The following is a 17984-nucleotide window of genomic DNA, read 5'->3' as shown; positions in this document are numbered from 1 at the left end:
CGTGGACTCCCGTTCTATGCCTCGGTAGAGGCAGGGTGTGCGTACTCCCCGCTCACGTTCAACGTCCCGCGATTCAAGCGCACATCTACGGGTGCGCCTCCATCGTCTGCGTTTTGCCGACGACGGAGATACTGCAAGCCGATGTTCTTGGAAGCGTTGTAGTCGGCATGGTTCTCATACCCGCACTGCTGACACTTGAACGACTCCCCGTTCCGGTTATCGTCATGGGTAAACCCACACGTCAAACACCGCTTCGAGGTGTTGCGCGGGTCAACCTGCACGGCTTCGACGCCGTTTTCTTTGGCTTTGTATTCGACGTACTCGTAGAGGCGTCGAAACGCCCAAACGTGTTGCCACGTCGCCTCGGGAATATTCTCCCGAATGTGGGTCAAGTCCTCGAACACGATGTGCGAACAGTCGTTCTCGATGGCTTCCTCGATGAGTTCGTTCGCCACCGTGTGCAGGTATATCTCGAACCGTCCGTACTCTTTCTGACCGACGCTCTCGATGTTTTCGTGGGCGTGGCGAGAGCCACACTGCTGGAGCAAGGCACGACGCTTCTCATACTCTCGACGCCAGTGGTTGAACTCGCCTGCCGACCAGAATCGCCCCGTCGAAGCAACGGCGAGGTTGTTCACGCCCAAATCCACACCAAGGACTGTTCTGTGCTTGGACTCAGATTCAGACGTTCCCTCGCCGGCTTCGACTTTCCGCATTGAGGCATGGAGATACCAGTCACCGTCTCGATATTGTAAGTGCGCCATCCGAAACTCGAAGTCCTCGTCGGAGACGTATTTGGTCGGCGGTGTCTCCGAGTCGTCGGGAAGAATGTATTCGCACTCGACGCGCCCGTCTACGGTTGAAAGCGAAACGTGGTCGCGGTGGAACGTCGCGCTCCGCTTGTCGTAGACCGCGCTATCGGCAGAAAAGTGCGGTTGTGACGTGTTCTCGCCACGTTCGAGACGCGAGACTCCACTTTTGACGGCCTCAACCGCCCTGCGAATCCCTTTCTGGACAAGATTCGCGGTAAGGTTGGTTTGGTCGCGGAGTTGGTCGTAGAGGGCGCGTTCGGCTTTGGCTTTTGAGGTGACGTGGTAGCCGTCGTTGCCGTGCCAGCACCATTCGCTCGCGGTGTTGGCGCAGTGTTTGAACTGCTCGACCGTCTCTCAAAGGGGGGCGTCAGCTCCTTCGGGAGTGTCGAGTTTGATGACGGCGGTACGACGGTATTCCACTGTGTTTTCACACATATACACGGTGTTACTCATACGTTTGGGAGTCGGCCTGCCATCGTAGCGTGGTTTGTGTCATCGGTTGTCGGCTTCCTCCCCGACCTCAAGGGCCGGGGCATCCGCCTCGTACCGCCTGTGAAAATGAGACTGAATGGAATCTGAATACTGGGGACAGCGTTCGACGACGGGTAGGCGGCCTAACATTGTCGTCGGTCGGTAGCACCAGCAGTCGGGAACGGCTCTTTGGTACAGAGTTAATACCGGAATAGTTCACACAAAGGGCCTTGTTGGAACGATTCATACCGTCACAACACCTGTGACGCGGTCAGTAGCGGTCACGAATTTCTTTTTGTGTATCGGCTTGCTTTAGATGAACAGCACGGAACGAGAGAATACCCTCAGCGTTCGTTCGACCACCCGAGCGAAGATCTCGCTGGACCCGTGCTCGAAGCAATAGAGTGGTCGCCCAACAGTGCTGTGTTCTGACCAGTCACCCTGTAGACGTGCGCCTGAATCGCGGGACGGTGAACGTGAGTGGAGAGTACGACCTTCCCGCCTCATCCGAGGCGTAGAACGGGAGTCCACGCGAAAGCCATCCCCTCAACGAGCGAGCGGGTCCTTAGACCCCGAGCGAAGTAGGGTAGGGTAGTTTACTGAGTCGGCTGAATCAACGCATTACAGCCCCGCTAAACCCGGTGGAATCTCAACGTCTCTCACACGAACAGAATTGAGACCGCCTTTCTCAATGCGTACGGTCCGATGCCACAAGGCACAGGCAGGGTTTGTACAGTAGAGCCCGAATACCGGGGGCATCGATGTGACGATACACCGAGACGCCAGTAACCAGTTTCCTTGACCCGAGTCGTATTCAGCCTGACAACGTTCCGTAGAACCGTACACCTCGTTTCTACCCTGGCTGGTCATTCGTTCCAGAATGCCTCGATTCGTTCGTCAAGACGAGTGAGCACAGTGGCGAGTACGTCCTGCCACTCATCCGGATAGTCTTCGTCCTCGCCTGGCGTCGGCGCATCCGGCGGCGGGTGGAAGTGCTCGCGGGTATTATGATTATTGGGGTGGCGGTCCCAGCGGCACTCCCAGGAGTTCCCCGTCCGGTATTGCTCGGAGTAGTGGATGCTGAAATCATCGGTTTCGAACCATCGGATACGAAGATACGCCCGCGTGACCCCACTTGGGAAGTACCCGAGGTCGTAGTCAGCAACGACGGCGTTCGGTGCATACTCAGGGCGTGCTTGGACATCGCCGAAGCGGGCGCTCCTGGAGAGGTGTGGGGCAATCCGGTCGAGAATTTCAGCATCGATCGGGCCGGTACTGGACGGCCCGTCCTGATTGTCAGGCATCGATATGACCGGGAGAACTACCAGAAGTTGAGTGATCACGACGCGCCGCATCGAGGAGGGTAGCTCTGCGTTCGAGCGTTTTCCACTCGGAGAGCGCTTCCCACGCGTCTTCAGTTGCCATTTCGCGGCTGGCTTCGACAAGAGAAACGGCGTCAGGATCGTCTGCGTCGAACTGTTCTCTGTATTCCTCGATCTGATCGATGGCGTCTGACAGTGCCTCAACGATCTCTTGGTCGGAGTAGTTTTCGCGGATGCGGTCGATACGTCGCCACTGGAAGTACGCATCGTTGCGCTCGTACCGGACGGGGCGGCCGTCGTGACGGTGAACCAATCCCATCCCGTCGAACCACTCCAAGTAGTCGCGGGCAGTCTCAGTGTCGCAGTCAGCGAGATCGGCGATGTCGGAAACTTTCGTAGGGGTTCGAAGCCCGGTGACGATATCGAGGAGTCGCTCGCGGATCGGACCACTCTTGAGCAGCGAATCAGGCGATTCTAAATCATCGAGATCCGGCGGTGACTCGTCGCCAGCGTACACATCGTCGGGAATGTCAGTGATCTCCATTCGTGACGCCTCCGTACGGGAGCTACCACTTAGACTGGTATATATCTATCGCAAACTGAATTATTTCTGCTATGTGTTGATGGACCGTGAGTTCGATAGCCAGCATATTCCAGAGATGCTCAGCCAGCGTGGACTGTCGTATGTCATCCCGAAGCGGATACTCAGCCGTCGGGCTCCCAGTCGAATCTGGATCCGGTTCGTACGGGCGGCAGAGACATGAGTCGCCCTGACTCGGGAAACCCTGAAGGAGGGCTATGGCGAACGAACAGCCATGGCAGACTACATTGTGGAACTCAAAGACTCGGTCTTTCGCGAGACACCACTTGCGGAGGCGGATTTCGATGACGACCGCCGGCTTGCATTCGACTCGAAAGCGGATGCGGAGGAGTGGGTGACCGAACAGAACCGAAACCACGCGAGTATGGGCCAACTCACACTCCACACCGCCCATCCAGCCGACACATCGGCCGTCGACGCCTACGTGGTGTTCCGGCCTGTGAACGGTGTCTGGGTCCCGGATTGATAAGCCCGCAGCGACCTGCGACCGTCCACCCCAGTATTACTACAAATCAAAGCCGTAGAGGCGTAATGAGGATGGCGAGTCCCGACCCGACACTCACGGAGGCAGCGGTTCGCGATCTGGCACGCCCACAGTCCTACGACCGGGGAGAGAACTACTACGACAAGGGCGCCGTCGTCGAGATCGCCCGGCGCGGTGAGACGATCCGAGCAGCGGTCGAAGGCAGCCAGTACAAGCCCTATCAGGTACGAATCGAACTCGACGAAACCGGGGTCGTCGACACGGCGTGTTCCTGCCCGTACGATCACGGTGGAATCTGCAAGCACCGTGTCGCCGTCCTCCTGACATACGTCCGCGATTCCGACGAAATCGACCAGCGGCCGCCCGTTTCCGAACTGGTCGCCGACGCGGACCCCGAAGAGCTCCGTGACGTTCTCGTCGACCTCGTCGAGAGTCATCCGAGGTTGGCTGAGCAGGTTGAGTCCCGGCTCGAAACACTCGAACCAGGAGATGAGGGCGACGACGCTCGCGACCGCACCCGACATCAACCGGGAGTCGATCCGCCAGCAGGTGCAGTACATTCTCCGTCCCACCGAGGGACGTAGCGCCCACGCGTATGACCCGTATGAGGCAGTCGAAACTGATGTCGAGACGTTGCGAGACTTGCTCGATCAGGCACGGACAGCCGTCGAGGCCCGAGACGGCGAGACGGCACTGGATATCCTCGAACCGCTGGCCGACGAACTCATGGAGCAAGAGTGGCTCGCTCTTTCGTACGACGATTCGCAGGCGATCTTCGAGTTTTTCGACGAGGTCGATCGAGTGCTGGCCGAGGCGCTGCTCACGGTCGACCTCTCGGAGGCCGAGCGCGCCGACTGGGAAGGTCGCCTCTGGCAGTGGGAACAGGAGATGGGCGGCTATACGCACCAGCCACCGTACAGCGTCGCCCTCGAAGCGGCACAGCGGGGCTGGGACTTCGAGCCGGTCCAGCGAGCGATGGACGGTGATATCACTCATGCCGACCTCTGGGAAGGCGACCCGCCGTGGTACGCCGAGAATTTCGTCAGAGCCCGACTCAACGTTCTCGAACGCCAGGACCGCATCGAGGAGTACCTGAATCTGGCGGAGGCTTCGGACCTGGTCGACGACTACGTGGCCACGCTCGTCGAGGAGGGTCGAATCGACGAGGCGATCGAGTACGGCCGGCGTAATCTGTACTCGCCGGACGAAGCACTCACGCTGGCCAAAGCCCTGCGGGACCACGACTGACCGGAAGCAGCCCTGGAAATCGCCCAGCACGGAGTAACCTTGGACGACAACAGCGGGCAAGCAGCGCTAGCCGAGTGGCTCCGCGACCGGGCCAGCAGCATGGGCGAATCCGAGATTGCGCTGGAGGCAGCCATCGCCGCGTTCGACGCCTCGTCGACGCTTGCGGCCTACCAGGCCACGGAAGAACTCGCCGGCGAGGAGTGGCCGACCGTTCGCGAGGAGCTACTGGAATCGCTTGCAGACAAGGACACGAGACAGCGGACTGCGCAACGGCACGTCGAAATCTTTCTGTACGCGGAGCGATACGACGAGGCCATCGCCATCGCAGACCGCTTTCCGGACTACAAAGTGGTGGAGCCGGTCGTCGAGACCGTCTGGGAGGAGCACCCCCACTGGACGATCGACGCCTGTAAGCAGCAGGCCGAGCCGATCATCGAGGACGGACAGTCTCAGCGGTATCGCCATGCCGTGGACTGGCTGGAGTATGCGGGGAAGGCAGCACAGGCGTCTGGCAACCTCGACGAGTGGCGTGCCTACGTCGAAGCGATCAAAGACGACCACTACCGGAAATACAAGCTCCGCCCAATGCTCGAAGACCTGTTGGGGGAGTTCCCGGAATGAGCGAAACTGCGTGAGAAGAGATGCCTGGTACTACCAGAGACCGAGTTCTCACCGCGCTGGACGAGCGTGATGGCAGCCTTCCCGACGATGGGCTAACACTGGAGAAGATCAGAGAACGGGCATTCGGATTCCAATTCGAACCGGACGAGATGCTCTCGTTCCGAATTGAGCGACACCCGACGATGTACCTCTCGGACGCGGGTGTACCGGGGCTCGATGCTTCACCCGCTCGATTTCACGTGACGACCGAATACCGACTGGACATAGCCGATGACGCCTGGCACATCGAAGAACTCTCTTCGGCCTTCGAGTACGAGCCGTGGATGGTGGTCGAAGCCGAGTTGCGGGACGGGCCTGTCGGAAGAGCCATCGAGGAGGGCATCGAGAAGGTCAAGACCGCTGACGACCCGGAAGCGACCTTCGAAGAGGTGTTCGGGTCGTGGATCGACCACTGGGAGGAGAAGTTCGACGAACTCGATGGCTGGGACGTTCCTGAAGAAGACAAAGACGCAATCGTCGAGCTGTTGGTCGATGAGCTGGAAGAGCGAGCGGGGATCGACTGAGTGGTCTCCGCTTGGCTCCTGACAGACAACTCGTGCGACACGCTTCTCTGTTTCCGCGGATATAGTACGGCTGATGCAAACGGAGACGTGGATCGAGCGAACGATAATCGACCAACTCACGACCCACAATAGGCGTTACAAACACGATTACGGTGGCGTCGAGAAAACGACTGACGACCTCGTTGCAGCCTGTGCGAAACTCGATCTCGCCACGTCTGGAGATGAGCCTGGACTACCATCGATCGACCAGTTTTTTACAGCGGAAATGAATCTCGAACCAGAGGTCGAGACGACACTCGAGTCACTCGAGGAACGGGGCCTGATCGAGCGTGTTGGAGAGCAAGAGCGGCTCGGACCACCGCTCGAACCGGGTGACTACGGGACGACAGCCCGCTGGGAGCCGACAGTCGAGGGACGAGCCGAAGCGAGCGCAATTCGCGAGGCATACTCCACGGAGGTCGAAGCACTCGCGGAATCGCAGGGTACAGAGTCAGAGGAGTTCAAGCAACAAATCGTGACGCTTGCCAGAACGTACGGCATCCTCCCGGATTATTTCGGATGAGGGTAGGGTCGAGGCTCAGACCCCAGCTTCCTCCAGCTCGTCAAGAAACGCTGGCCGATTCGAGTACCCGTCTCGCAGGAACGACACTATGTTTTCGAACCGCCGGTCACGTCCCAGCGTCTGTATCGTCTGGAGGTGTTCGGCGACCTGTCGGTAGTACTTGCGTCGACTCGCGTCGGTAGCGTCTCTTCGAGTTTCTCCTCGATGTCACTCATACTTCCATGTCGCTGAACGTCCAGTCTTCTCCCAGTCGCCGGTGAAAGCCCTCGGCTTCAATCGTCTCTCGCAGCCGCGACCGAACTGCCTCGTCGAACTCGAACCGGTCGTCCAGTTCCTCGCGGTGGTCCCAGTACCGGGGGATTTGCAGCGATGAATCGCGGTCGACCGTGGCTAGGATCGACGCCAGCAGGTATCTATCTTCGTAATCGATCCGCTCGTCGGTGAGCAACGCGTTAAGCAGGTCGGCCGCAGCGTCCTGGTCGGCGTAGAACGTATGTGGGAGCACACCACGCACCCAGAACAGTTCCTCGGTGGCAACCTCTTGGGCGTGGTCTGCAACCGAGTGTTCGGGATGACCGATCCCCCAGCCGTACGTGAACGATTCTTCGCCGCTGGTTTCTCCCATCGACTCCCAGAACGAGCCGAGATACGCAAGCGCCTCGACGGGGACCGCTGCAACGCCGTCGCGCAGCCGCGTCCGGATGACGTGCCGTCCGACAGCGTTCTCGATGACAGGGCTCACGTTGGGCTCGTCGTCGGTGCTTTCGCGCGGATAGGCGTCGATAAGCTCCCTGAGAAAGGCCCATCCCTCGTGGATGGCAATCTCGTCGAGGGTCTCTGCGGTCGGTTCGTAAAACGCCCAGAAGATCCCGCGATACGTCTTGTAGTCCTCGGCGTCGCGGTACTCCCGGAGTTCGCGTTCGTACCGGGCGATCAACCCGAACGCAGCGTCGACGTCACCCTGTGCAGCCTCCTCAAGACTGGTTTTCAACGTATCGCTCGCGGCGTCCAGTCCCTGTGTCTCGCGCTCCCGGTTCCGTCGCTGCATGTCGGCGTCGAGCCCATCCGAAATCGAATCCAGGAACGCGTCGAACGACGACAGCGGGTCCCGATCGGCTGGCTCGTCGGCCGGGCAGTCGTGCAGGCGAAGGCGGCTCAACGTGTCGAACGTCTCGCCACAGGCGTCGCATTCGTGTGGCATCGTTCGTATTCGCCTAGATATGCGAGGGGAGACGTATTTGTGTTTGGGGCCCTCCCCACGGAATGCGAAAGCGTGGCGATGCGGTCACTCCAGGTGGTTTGTTCCCGGTTCGAGGGGGTCGGGTCGCTCATCCGCAGGATAGGCCACCGTTCACGCGCCACACTCCTCACACCGGTAGCGCTCGGGCCGTCTGGTCTGTTCGGTGGAGCGATGTCGCGTGGCATAGCTTACTGTTCGTCCAGGTCGGGGTACTGGGACGGTGCCGTGCCCTGTTTGTCGACGACGATCGGGTCGCAATCCAGCGACCCCTCGCGAGCCTCCTGGAGTCCGATGTAGTGGTCCCAGTTGTCGGCCATATCGAAGATATAGGAGAGTGCGCCGACCTCGTCAAGATCGAGTTCGTCGACTGTTGTCTCAGCGGTGTTGCCTTCGGGCGGCGGATTCGACTGGAGGTCACGAAACCGCTCTTTGGCCGCTTCGGTCGCGTCGTCGGGCACGGCCTGTTCGATGAAGCGGTCGATCTCCTCGACGTCCATAGGTCGCCAACTTGCCCCGCCGTCGTAGAGCTGTGGGTGGACGTAACTCCGGAGCGCAATCCCGTCCTCGTCGCGCGTGATGAACTCGTAGGCGTGGCTGTCCCATCGCTCGTACGCTTCGAAAATTGCCTCGTGAAACTCTGCCAGCGTGTGCGAGCCGTCGACCTCAATGTCGCGCCAGACTTCCTCGCCGGGCTCGAATCCCAGCGGTGGATTCGGGTGGAGCCAGACCCGGAATACGTAAATCGCCATGGTAACGATTCTAGGGCCGGGATTGTAGGTGTTGTCCACCGCCACCGCTATTATCGCTTCTCGCTCGGTCGAGTATGGGGTTAGAAATATTTCATCCGCGAAACTATCTCGATACAGCGAGAGAATCCCGCCGTTCACGGCGCGGAGAATGTCATCCCGACATACCGTTGCCCGCTGTTAATACAAGAACACGGACGTTGTCTCAGTCCCAGACGAGTTTGACTTCGTTCTGGCGCAGGTGACTATCGTCGGAGATGACCGCCTCGGTGTCGAGCGTTCGGTGTGCAGCATGAATCAGTCCGTCGTAGAGTTCTACTTTAGTGGTTAGGGGAAGTTATGGAGGTAGCATCTGATATGAGAGTATGTCTGGAGAGCGCCGCAAAGAGATCGTCCGTCACCTCAGTGAGGACGATCTCGACCGACTCCTTGCGGAATCTACTGATGAGAAACTCACTGAGCGGTTGATCTTTATCAAACGGATCTACAAGGGAGCAACTCTGGAGGACGCTGCCGACGATGTCGGCAGGTCCTCTGGAACGGGAACACGCTGGGCTCGCCGGTGGAACAAGGGTGGCCTCGGTCTTCTGATGCCGAACTTCGGGGGCGGCAAGCCCCCGAAGCTCGGCGAGGACCAACGCCAACGCCTCTTGGACCTACTTCGTGACGGGCAACCGTGGAAGAAACAAGAAATACAGCACCTCATTAACGAAGAATTCGACGTAGAGTTTCACCCGGTCTACTTAAGCACCTTCCTCGAAAATCTCAGTCTTTCCTACGCAATTCCGCGAACTAAGCGCCCATCACGCCCGGAAAACGCCGAAGAGATTCTCGACGAACGCGTCGGCGACGCGTTCGACGATGAGCCTGACGACATTCCCCACAACAAATGCGAGGGAGATGACGAGGAAGGCTGGGTTGTTGACGAAGAAATCCGTACGGACGGTGGAACCGTCCTTGGATTTCTCGATACATCGCATCCACAACCGTGGGACAACTCCCAGCGACTCTACACCGTAGATGATCCGCATATCACCCGACCGCTGGTGAAGTTAGACGAACCAGCGGTCGGGTTCTATGCCCTCTCTGGTGAGAGTGTCGTTCAGTTTCCCGCCAATCAAGAGAAAGAACGGATCTGCGAGTGTCTTGAGGGGATCCGCGAGCAGAATCCGGGTCAGCGGATTCTGCTCGTCCCAGACAACTTCTCCTCGCACGTGTGCGAGTACACGCGTAGACGAGCCCATCAACTCGGTATCGATCTCGTCTTTCTCCCGGTTGGCTCTCCAGATCTCAACCCAATCGAGCAGGTCTGGAAGAGCCTCAAATGGGAAGCATCACCGTTGATTGTGGAGAGCGCGGCAGAATACCGCGCTCTCCTCACTCAACTCTTTGAGCAACTGACGACTCAACTGAGCTTCGCGGCCTCGTGGATTGAGGAGTATCTTGGCGGGCATCTCCAGAAGTTACGCTAGGTACTATCGTAGAACTCGGCGAGGCTCGCGTAGATCGCCATCGCGTGCTCGTCGAGAGCGACCACGTCGATAGGGCCGTTCGTCACAGTTCGGCGATACACGTCGTTCGGGTTTCCCTGAAGCGCCACACCTGCGACTTCGCCGCCAAGCGCCACCTCGTACAGCGTCTCGCCAACGACGACATCCGGTGCGTACAGCACGTCCAATCCGGCCTCGGCTCGGTCGAAGATATTGCTTGCCTCCTCTGGGAGACTATCAACCAGATATCGCAGATACCCCATCGAACCGACGACATACTTCGTCACGTATCGGGCGTCTCCTTCGTCCGCCGGTCGTGTATCCGCTGAGTCAGTTCCTGTGCGATTTCTTCGCGCGTGTCCTCATCAGTATCATCGGGCACCAACATTCCGCGTCCGCCGCCGTCGACTGCCTTCGTTAGCATGACGCCATCTTCTGTCTCGACCCACTCCACGCTGTCACCCGGCTCGATACCGTACTTCTCACGGAGATCACGTGGAATCGTCGTTTGCCCCTTCTCCGTGACTTTCGTCGTTTCACCCATAACTGAGTATTACACCCCGTATTATTTGAATTCCCCGTCGGCCAGGTCGTAGTGGTTGGCTTGGAGCATCGTTCAGCATCCGAAGTGTCCACTGGACGTCGTAGGTCATCGCGACCCTGTTGACTACTTACCGAATGACTGGGTAAGTCGTTGCGTACACGATTAAAATATTGTTGGGCGGTACGTACTCCGTGCCGCTGGCAATCGCTTTGTGGACCGAAATGAAATCAAAAGGGCCGAAGCACGGATGCTCTGATCGTCTCGATTACGCAGATATGACTTGTGTCACACCACGTTGTGTCACTCCTGTGACCGAGCATCGATGAACCATAGAATCTCGCAAAGAGTGTGACCGTAGAAAGACTAGAACGGCTCGTCTTCGTTAGACCCCGGATCGTCACCTGTGGTGCGTTCTCGTTCCGGAGGCTCCGGTGGCGCCAAAACCGAAACTGCGAATTTGTAGCCACGTGTCTCAGCAAGTGGGTCGAACACTTCCTCACTGAGCCGTTCGAACACACGCTTCACGACCGAGCCCACACGTGAGTGCTGCCATGTGTGCTCGACGTGTGGGATGATCCTATCCAGTAGTGCAATGAATGGACCGATAGTGTACGTCTCCCGAAGGTCGATAACGATGACTTCCGGGTCGGGCTCCTTGGTGAGCCAGCGATAGCAATACGACTCCTGAACAAAACCACTCATTCGAGCACCGAGCGTTCGTACAGTGGTAATGACCCGTGACCCGTCAGTAATCGCGCTGATTTTCTCCCCGACCGCTTCAATAGGGCTTAGCGACCCGGATTCCTCGGACATCCGATTACATACTGGTTTGAGTGGCCCGGTATACCGTTTTTGATGTAATTCAGAGGCCGACACTGACGACTGTGGCCTCAATCGTGATTGTCCCTAAATTGATCACGACTGTCGAACCCTGCTGGAGAGACTCGCTTTTGAACTGGACACCGCTTGTCGACTCGCGGACCCGGAGTTCAGTCGTGATGGTAACATCACGCAAGTACGGATGATCAGCGATGTTTACCGTGCCGTTATCGCCCGTCGTAATGATGACAGATGGCTCAGTATTGACGCGGCTGACGCGAGCGATTGTTTCGCCACCACTAGCTTCGGTCATGCCGGGTTCGATCGTATCGGCCATGTCCGCACGAATGTCGGTCATCCACAGGGTTACCGTCCGATTGGTGAGCGTTCCACGCGGTTCGAGTGCGCCAACACGTTCGATGGTGCCGGAGAGCGCGTAGCTTTCAGTCGAAATAGTGATGTTGTTCCCACGCTGGACGGCGACGCTACCGAACTGCTGACGACCGGCGTTTTCGAGAGTGGCCAACGAGAGCCCCACGAGCACGCGTTTGCGGTCGGGGTTCTGTGTCGCGTACGTGGTAACCGTTCGTACTTCGGCTGCCTCGTACCCGCCGACGGTAGTGATGTCGCCGGCAGCGATACGGCCAGCCGTTTCTGCATCGACGGTTGTCTCAAGGAGCACATCGGTAGTCGTTGGCTGGAGGCCGCTATCCACCTTTTCAATGCGACCATCGAAGGTGTAGTCTTCGGCCGGGAGCGTGACCGTCTGTCCGCGCCGGATCTGTGTGCCGCCGAACCGGCGGTCAGACCGCTGTCTGTGTGTGTCGAGTTCTGCTTCGACGAAGACGGTCTGTTCGGTTGAATTCTCGGTTGTGTATGCAGCTACGTCTTCGATAGTCGCGACAGTGCGTCCGCTGAGTCGGATCTCATCACCGGGGGTGACGTCTCGCGCTTCGGCGGTGGCCATGGTGTCTCTGAGAACCACCGTCGTGTCTTCCTGAGTGAAACTGTTGTCACCACCCACTGCACGAATCTGGCCGTCTACTTCGTATCGACTCGTCGCGATGGTTAGCGGTCGCCCGAGGCGCGCGGGGGCATTCACATATGTGAGACTGTCCCCGTCAGGCGGTCCCTGAAGCGTAGCGCGTAAGATGACACGTGTCTGATTGTCCTGCGGCGTCAGGTGAACGTCTGTGATGGTGAGCTTCGAATCGCCGCCGGGACTGTACGTATCGCCTTCAGTGATCTCTGTGACGATGTACGACGGTTGCGTCCCGAGATCGAGGGTGACGTTGGTAGTATTTGGATCAGGTGGCTCTGGCTCCGGTTGGAGGACAAGTGCGGCGCCTGCCACAACGACCGCAATGACGAGCAGGGCGGCCAGTGCATCGACGACGTTGACGAGGCCGAAGAGGTTTCCATCCTCGTCGAGGAGGGCCGACGAACGACTATCTGCCATGCGGTAGTCATTTCTTCCGAGTGGTTTGGGTGTTTCGTTGTCTGACTGTCCCGCGTCGGCGAGAGTCATCCCTCCGAAGGCCGGTGACCTGCCGATCTTCCGACACCGCAAGGTGAGCAAACGGAGGCGGCTACCCGGCCCACGCCCGGCTATCAGTATAGCATCTCGCCTCGCAGACACTATCTGTATAGTGGCAATACCCTTGTGCGCAATTCGTCTGGTGTTCATATGCGCAACACCGGCGACCAGGGGTCAGCAACCGAGGCGGACCAGCCAGTCAATGGCGCTGGCTACGGGCCGGCAAGTCCATCGGAGACGGATGAAACACCACGGGAGAAGAGCCTCGGCGTCGATCTATGCCTGAGTCATCCAGAACTGATTCTGACGGATGCAACCGAGAGCAGTTCAGACATAACAGTCCATCCGGAGCAGATGGTTAACGACGGCACGTCAAATTTTCTGGTGATTGAGGTCGCGGGTGAGAGCCTTGACCAGTTCGAAACAGAACTGGGGAGGGATAACACGGTGTGTGGGTCCCTCGTATTAGACTGGACGGAGACGAACCGCATCTATCGAATCGAGGTGGCCGACAGTGCCGTTCAGGTCACGCCTTCACTCGTCCAGGCTGGTGGCCGGGCGCTCGGCATGGAAGGGACGGGTGGGCAGTGGCTAGTGCACGCACAGTTTCGGTCACAAGCGGCACTGTCGCAGTTCCGATCCGAGTGTTCTGAACGGAACATCACATTTAGACTTGATCGGCTGTACTGGACCTCTGGAGAGGCAAATGCCGACGTATGCGGACTGACCGCAGACCAGCAGGTCGCACTTGAGACGGCACACAGAGAGGGGTACTTCGACGTGCCTCGTGGCATCTCACAGGCTGAGCTGGCGGACAAACTCGGTATTTCACCATCAGCGATGTCACAACGGATTCGGCGCGGTATGGATCAGGTCGTTGGGTCGGAGCTCGGACTGTCCGAAGAGTAAGTAGTCGGGGCGCGCCACAAATTATCGCTGAATTATCAGGTGTGGTCAGAAGTGACAAAGAGGCTATGTGCCAAAAAGGATATTGTCGCGCTGTGACACCCGTACTGTATGAGACACCGGATCGTGAGCGGGATCTGCGCTTTACTCCTCCTCTTGACAGTCGCGTCTGTCTCCGTAGGTGTCGCTGCCGCAGCGGACGCCGGGCAGTATGCTGAATACACAGTGGCGGGCAACGAAACGGCGCCAGCGATACAGTCGGTGGAGCCAACACAGGCTACCGCAGACGGACCGAATGGGGGTGCGTTCGTCTGGGAACAAATAGATGGCGAGCGGGCCAGCGGGTATCGGATCGCGGTCACAGTTACGTCGCCGCAGGAAAATCTCACAGTCTGTGCGCGTGCGAACGGGTCGACGACCTGTACGTCGGTCGGCCCGAACGGAACTGCAGCTCTCACGACCCCCGGAAGGGCGGGACTCGATGATCTCTCTATCTCTCTGCGCAACACGAGTTCTAACGCCACGCTGGATACGCGGTCGGTGCCTTTGCAGCCGATTCAGCGTGCCGGTGATATTGACGATGACGGGCTCAACAACAGCAACGAGGTGGCCCGAGGGACGAACCTCACTGACACCGACACTGACGGTGACGGGCTGTTGGACGGGTCAGAGGTCCACCAGCACGGGACAGACCCAACGGCCACAGACACTGACGAAGATGGTGTCAGTGACAGGGCTGAGATTCAAGAGGGTACCGACCCGCGACAGGGCGACACGGACGGCGACGGGCTCTCGGACGAACGCGAACTGGCACTCGGAACGAATCCGACCGTCGCCGATACTGACGGCGATGGGCTGTCCGACCAGCGAGAGGCGTCTGGCGAGACCGATCCGACCGACGCAGACACGGACGACGACGGCGTCGTCGACGGTCGGGAGCTGGAGATCGGTACGAACCCGGTACAGGCCGACACCGACGCTGATGAGGTCGCTGACGGCAGGGAGCTGGCCCTGGGCACCGACCCGACGGTCGCTGACACTGACGGTGATGGGATAGCAGATGGGACAGAACTTGAGGCGGGGACCGAACCCACCGAGAGTGACACAGATAGTGACGGTCTCAGCGACGGAAAGGAACTGGCGGCTGGCACGTCCCCGACCACCGTCGATACGGACGGCGACGGTCTCAACGATGGACAGGAAGTTTCGGACCTTGGAACGGACCCGCTCGCGGTCGATTCGGACGGTGACTTCCTGACCGACCCCCAGGAAGTCGCCTGGGGAACGAACCCAAACAGCGTGCTGACGCCAGCCTGGGTGACGAGTTCGCTTCTTGGGTTCTTGATCGGGATCGGGCTGACAGTCGCGGCGATCAGGCGTGACTGGGTCACGGGACTCTCCGCGGCGGCCAGACTGTTCATCTATCGCCGCCTCGAACTGGACCGGGAGATAATCGAGGTCAATCGTGAAATCGAGGCGACAGACAGGGTGGCCGAAGCTGACGGTCCAGACATCGACGTGGGCACCGCAGCTGAAGCCTTCGAACACGCCGACCGGGAACTCACCCCTGACGCGCAACTCGTGAAGCTGATGCTGCAAGTCGAGAATGGCCGTCTGCACCAGACCGACATCGTTGAGGCAACAGACTGGTCGAAAGCGAAGGTTAGCCGTCTCCTTTCGCGGATGGTCGACGAGGACGAAGTCGTCAAGATACGTCTCGGCAGGGAGAACCTCATCTGTCTGGAGCGGGCAACGCCTGCAGCGGCAAACTCGCCCCATGCGGGCGACATTAAGCCGCCAACGCCCGGTGGGTAAGCCGGCTCACAGACCGGGGTAGCTGGGTTGCCAGTGGCATCACTGCACAGTGAGGGGTGAGTCTCCGCCGAACACACCTGTCCGCCGCTGCCACGGTGGTCCGGAATGGGCCTACGACACCGTCCGGCAGATATAAACGTACGCTTCGTTCCCGATTTTAGGCCTTCTAAGCCTGGAAAACAGCAGAACCAGCCTGATTTTAGCACCTAACACATCTCAAATATGTAAAATAGAATCCACTAACTACCGTCGAAACGGTGAAACAATTCAGTATGGTGCGTGAAACAGTAATAGACAGTAACACCTGTGCAGAAATACCGAAATATGGGCTGATAGGGGCTTCAGCGGCCGTTTCAATCGTATCGTTGCCGGGGTAAGTCAGCATTACAGGCCCGCTAAATCGATGAAACAGTCGCAATCGGCGGAACAGTCGACCCGGTATATGTCGGGTGCTGGATAAGGAGAGCACATGTCGATAGCTGAAACGACTTCCGAACCCACGGCAACCGAGGCTGAGGAGTCCGTGACAGACGAGTCACCGTCTGCGGACTCCCCATCGGACGACGAACTCACCCGCGACGACCTCTTCCACGTTCTCCAGTGTCGCCGTCGCCGTCTGGTCCTCAAGTACCTCCACGAGCACCCCGGCGATGAGCCGGCTGATATGAGCGACATCGCAGAACACATCGCGGCGCTGGAACACGACACGACGGTCGACTCGCTCCGCTCGAAAGAGCGCCAGCGCGTCTACATCGCGCTGTACCAGTCCCACCTCCCAAAGATGGACGATGCGGGCGTCATCAACTACAACCAGGACCGGGGACTCGTCGAAGCGACCGCGCTCGCGAACTCCTTCGATAAATATCTCGACGAGGAGCCAACGCTTCTGTCGACGACGGCTGCGGAGTCGACGCCGTCGACCGAGTCAGTCACTGAGCACGCTCGGACAGCTGCCCACACATCGGCCGGTGAGCGGTGGTCCGGTCGGTATCTCGGGACCGCGTGTGCGACACTGATTGCGGTCGGTGGACTCGCACTCAGCGGGACCACAGTGTCAGGCGTCGCAGTCGCGCTCGTCGTGAGTGTGGTGTTTGTAGCACTGGCGGCGAGCCATCGGCTGTCACTGTCAGCACCGCAGTCGGTTGCTGACCGGCTACGTGCCGCTCTCGATGCGGTTCGGTAAGCTACGTACTGGACAGATGTGTGCACACAGCGGTCCATCCGAGGGGGGATGATATATGCGACCGACAGTGGGACTCGACGCTGTCCTTGCGACCGGGAAAACGACGGAGCCGCCAGACCAGACCGGCCTTGATGATGCGACGATGTTCGATATTCTCGGTAACGAGCGCCGCCGCGTATGCTTGCACTGTCTTGCCGAACACGAGACAGCGCTATCCGTCAGTGCACTGGGCCAGCAGGTCGCAAGCATTGTCGCCGATGCAGAAACCGATAGTGACGAGCTCTACGACAGTGTGTACATTTCACTCTGTCAGACACACCTGCCCAAGCTCGACGCTGTCGGACTGGTCGAGTACAAGCAAGATCAAAAGCAGGTCCGTCAGGGCCCCAGATTCGGCGCTATCAGAGATCAGTTCGAAGCGGCCCGCACAACCGAGGAGCAGTCAAGCGACAGCTTCCGACCCGAGACCGTCGTGCGTGTCCTGACGGTGGCGATAGGCGCAGCCGCGGTCGTGAGTCCACCGGCGGCCAGAACGGTACTGCTTCTCGGACTCGTCGCCGTTCACTGCCTCGTCCTCATACTTGCGTCCGCAATTAGTCACTAAGCCTGTCTGTTCGGCCAGAAGTAACACTATACTGATCAGCGATGGGGTAGTAGCCACCTGGTACTGTACTGAGCAGTCCGTCAGACGGCCGCTGCGTGTTAGACAGGGCCGCGACGAAAGACCCGTGTAGCTATTGTGGCACAGTTTTTGACGCTGGTTCCCTGAACTGGCCGGCAGAAGTACGCGTCTACTAGGGAGATAGCGGGCGTAAAGAAGCATATAATCAAACGGTGGGGAGACAGAGAGAGTGTCGTATGACCGACTACGCCAGTATGCGAAAGGCGATCGAAGAGACGAAAGAGTCGTTCGATTCGGTCGAACGGTTCCAACGTCGGTCAGCCCTCTGTCCCTGGTTAGACGTGCCGCTCAGAGATGAGCCGTAAGCGCCTCGAAGGCTACACCTCACCGACGGAGCA

18 protein-coding genes and 3 pseudogenes are annotated in these 17984 nt (G+C 58.9%); 11 read left to right on the top strand and 10 right to left on the bottom strand.

The genetic code is table 11. The annotated features are described in order from the left end of the window. Positions 1 to 14: 14 nt before the first annotated feature. Positions 15 to 1232: pseudogene (locus RR_RS10935) on the bottom strand (RNA-guided endonuclease InsQ/TnpB family protein). Positions 1233 to 1723: 491 nt separating this feature from the next. Here RR_RS10935 and RR_RS23125 point away from each other — a divergent pair. Then, positions 1724 to 1801 (top strand): annotated as a pseudogene (locus RR_RS23125) (RNA-guided endonuclease TnpB family protein); the annotation flags it as partial. A 348-nt stretch (positions 1802 to 2149) separates the two neighbouring features. On the opposite strand, the gene RR_RS10930 reads toward RR_RS23125, so the two are convergent. Beyond that, the gene (locus RR_RS10930) at positions 2150 to 2587 is read right to left on the bottom strand and encodes a hypothetical protein (RefSeq protein ID WP_011223705.1); all 438 of its coding nucleotides are present in this window, start codon (positions 2585 to 2587) and stop codon (positions 2150 to 2152) included. Beyond that, entirely contained in the window at positions 2580 to 3149 is a 570-nt protein-coding gene (locus RR_RS10925) for a DUF7342 family protein (protein ID WP_011223704.1), read from the bottom strand. The genes RR_RS10930 and RR_RS10925 overlap by 8 nt, the downstream gene beginning before the upstream one ends. A gap of 271 nt (positions 3150 to 3420) precedes the next feature. Between RR_RS10925 and RR_RS10920 the strand changes: the two genes are divergently transcribed. The 4 genes and pseudogenes from RR_RS10920 (at position 3421) to RR_RS10905 (ending at position 6684) form a co-directional block, all read left to right on the top strand. After that, positions 3421 to 3672 (top strand): hypothetical protein, encoded by a 252-nt coding sequence (locus RR_RS10920; protein ID WP_011223703.1) that lies wholly within the window; start codon positions 3421 to 3423, stop codon positions 3670 to 3672. A 71-nt stretch (positions 3673 to 3743) separates the two neighbouring features. Beyond that, positions 3744 to 5559: pseudogene (locus tag RR_RS23120) on the top strand (SWIM zinc finger domain-containing protein). Between the two features lie 20 nt (positions 5560 to 5579). Beyond that, positions 5580 to 6122 carry a hypothetical protein gene (locus RR_RS10910; RefSeq protein ID WP_011223699.1) on the top strand — a complete coding sequence of 181 codons (543 nt, stop codon included), beginning with the start codon at positions 5580 to 5582 and terminating at the stop codon, positions 6120 to 6122. Positions 6123 to 6195: 73 nt separating this feature from the next. Then, positions 6196 to 6684: a hypothetical protein gene (locus RR_RS10905; protein ID WP_011223698.1), complete on the top strand. Its 489-nt coding sequence runs from the start codon at positions 6196 to 6198 to the stop codon at positions 6682 to 6684. An 86-nt stretch (positions 6685 to 6770) separates the two neighbouring features. Here RR_RS10905 and RR_RS22975 read toward each other — a convergent pair whose 3' ends face one another. From RR_RS22975 to RR_RS10895, 3 genes are all read right to left on the bottom strand, one after another. Further along, on the bottom strand, positions 6771 to 6899 hold the full coding sequence (locus RR_RS22975; protein WP_011223697.1) for a hypothetical protein: 129 nt from the start codon (positions 6897 to 6899) through the stop codon (positions 6771 to 6773). Next, positions 6896 to 7885 carry a hypothetical protein gene (locus RR_RS10900; RefSeq protein WP_011223696.1) on the bottom strand — a complete coding sequence of 330 codons (990 nt, stop codon included), beginning with the start codon at positions 7883 to 7885 and terminating at the stop codon, positions 6896 to 6898. Before RR_RS10900 ends, RR_RS22975 begins: the two co-directional genes overlap by 4 nt. A gap of 227 nt (positions 7886 to 8112) precedes the next feature. Then, a complete protein-coding gene (locus tag RR_RS10895; protein WP_011223695.1) occupies positions 8113 to 8673 on the bottom strand; it encodes an IS1096 element passenger TnpR family protein in 561 nt (186 codons plus the stop codon). 362 nt (positions 8674 to 9035) lie between these two features. Here RR_RS10895 and RR_RS10890 point away from each other — a divergent pair, with 362 nt between their 5' ends. Then, positions 9036 to 10142, top strand: coding sequence for an IS630-like element ISHma2 family transposase (locus tag RR_RS10890; RefSeq protein ID WP_011223694.1), 1107 nt, complete (start codon positions 9036 to 9038; stop codon positions 10140 to 10142). Here the strand turns inward: RR_RS10890 and RR_RS10885 are convergent. The 4 genes from RR_RS10885 to RR_RS10870 form a co-directional block, all read right to left on the bottom strand. Further along, on the bottom strand, positions 10139 to 10447 hold the full coding sequence (locus RR_RS10885) for a hypothetical protein (RefSeq protein ID WP_049938888.1): 309 nt from the start codon (positions 10445 to 10447) through the stop codon (positions 10139 to 10141). The two genes, RR_RS10890 and RR_RS10885, sit on opposite strands and share 4 nt — an antisense overlap. Then, positions 10444 to 10704, bottom strand: coding sequence for an AbrB/MazE/SpoVT family DNA-binding domain-containing protein (locus RR_RS10880; protein WP_011223692.1), 261 nt, complete (start codon positions 10702 to 10704; stop codon positions 10444 to 10446). The genes RR_RS10885 and RR_RS10880 overlap by 4 nt, the downstream gene beginning before the upstream one ends. A gap of 363 nt (positions 10705 to 11067) precedes the next feature. Next, complete coding sequence (locus RR_RS10875) at positions 11068 to 11517, bottom strand: hypothetical protein (protein ID WP_011223691.1); 450 nt, start codon at positions 11515 to 11517, stop codon at positions 11068 to 11070. A gap of 49 nt (positions 11518 to 11566) precedes the next feature. After that, entirely contained in the window at positions 11567 to 12982 is a 1416-nt protein-coding gene (locus RR_RS10870; protein ID WP_049939158.1) for a DUF4330 family protein, read from the bottom strand. Positions 12983 to 13210: 228 nt separating this feature from the next. On the opposite strand from RR_RS10870, the gene RR_RS10865 reads away from it, so the two are divergent. From RR_RS10865 to RR_RS22970, 5 genes are all read left to right on the top strand, one after another. Beyond that, a complete protein-coding gene (locus RR_RS10865) occupies positions 13211 to 13969 on the top strand; it encodes a helix-turn-helix domain-containing protein (protein ID WP_011223689.1) in 759 nt (252 codons plus the stop codon). A 108-nt stretch (positions 13970 to 14077) separates the two neighbouring features. Further along, positions 14078 to 15781 (top strand): DUF7343 domain-containing protein, encoded by a 1704-nt coding sequence (locus RR_RS10860; protein WP_011223688.1) that lies wholly within the window; start codon positions 14078 to 14080, stop codon positions 15779 to 15781. A gap of 469 nt (positions 15782 to 16250) precedes the next feature. Then, positions 16251 to 16964, top strand: coding sequence for a DUF7344 domain-containing protein (locus RR_RS10855; RefSeq protein ID WP_011223687.1), 714 nt, complete (start codon positions 16251 to 16253; stop codon positions 16962 to 16964). Between the two features lie 55 nt (positions 16965 to 17019). After that, on the top strand, positions 17020 to 17568 hold the full coding sequence (locus tag RR_RS10850; RefSeq protein ID WP_011223686.1) for a DUF7344 domain-containing protein: 549 nt from the start codon (positions 17020 to 17022) through the stop codon (positions 17566 to 17568). Positions 17569 to 17822: 254 nt separating this feature from the next. Next, positions 17823 to 17951, top strand: a complete 129-nt coding sequence (locus RR_RS22970) for a hypothetical protein (protein ID WP_004957274.1) — start codon at positions 17823 to 17825, stop codon at positions 17949 to 17951. Positions 17952 to 17984 lie beyond the last annotated feature (33 nt).

Origin of the sequence: Haloarcula marismortui ATCC 43049, assembly GCF_000011085.1 — an archaeon.
Lineage (GTDB): Archaea > Halobacteriota > Halobacteria > Halobacteriales > Haloarculaceae > Haloarcula > Haloarcula marismortui.
This window is presented reverse-complemented; position numbering and strand designations above follow the sequence as displayed.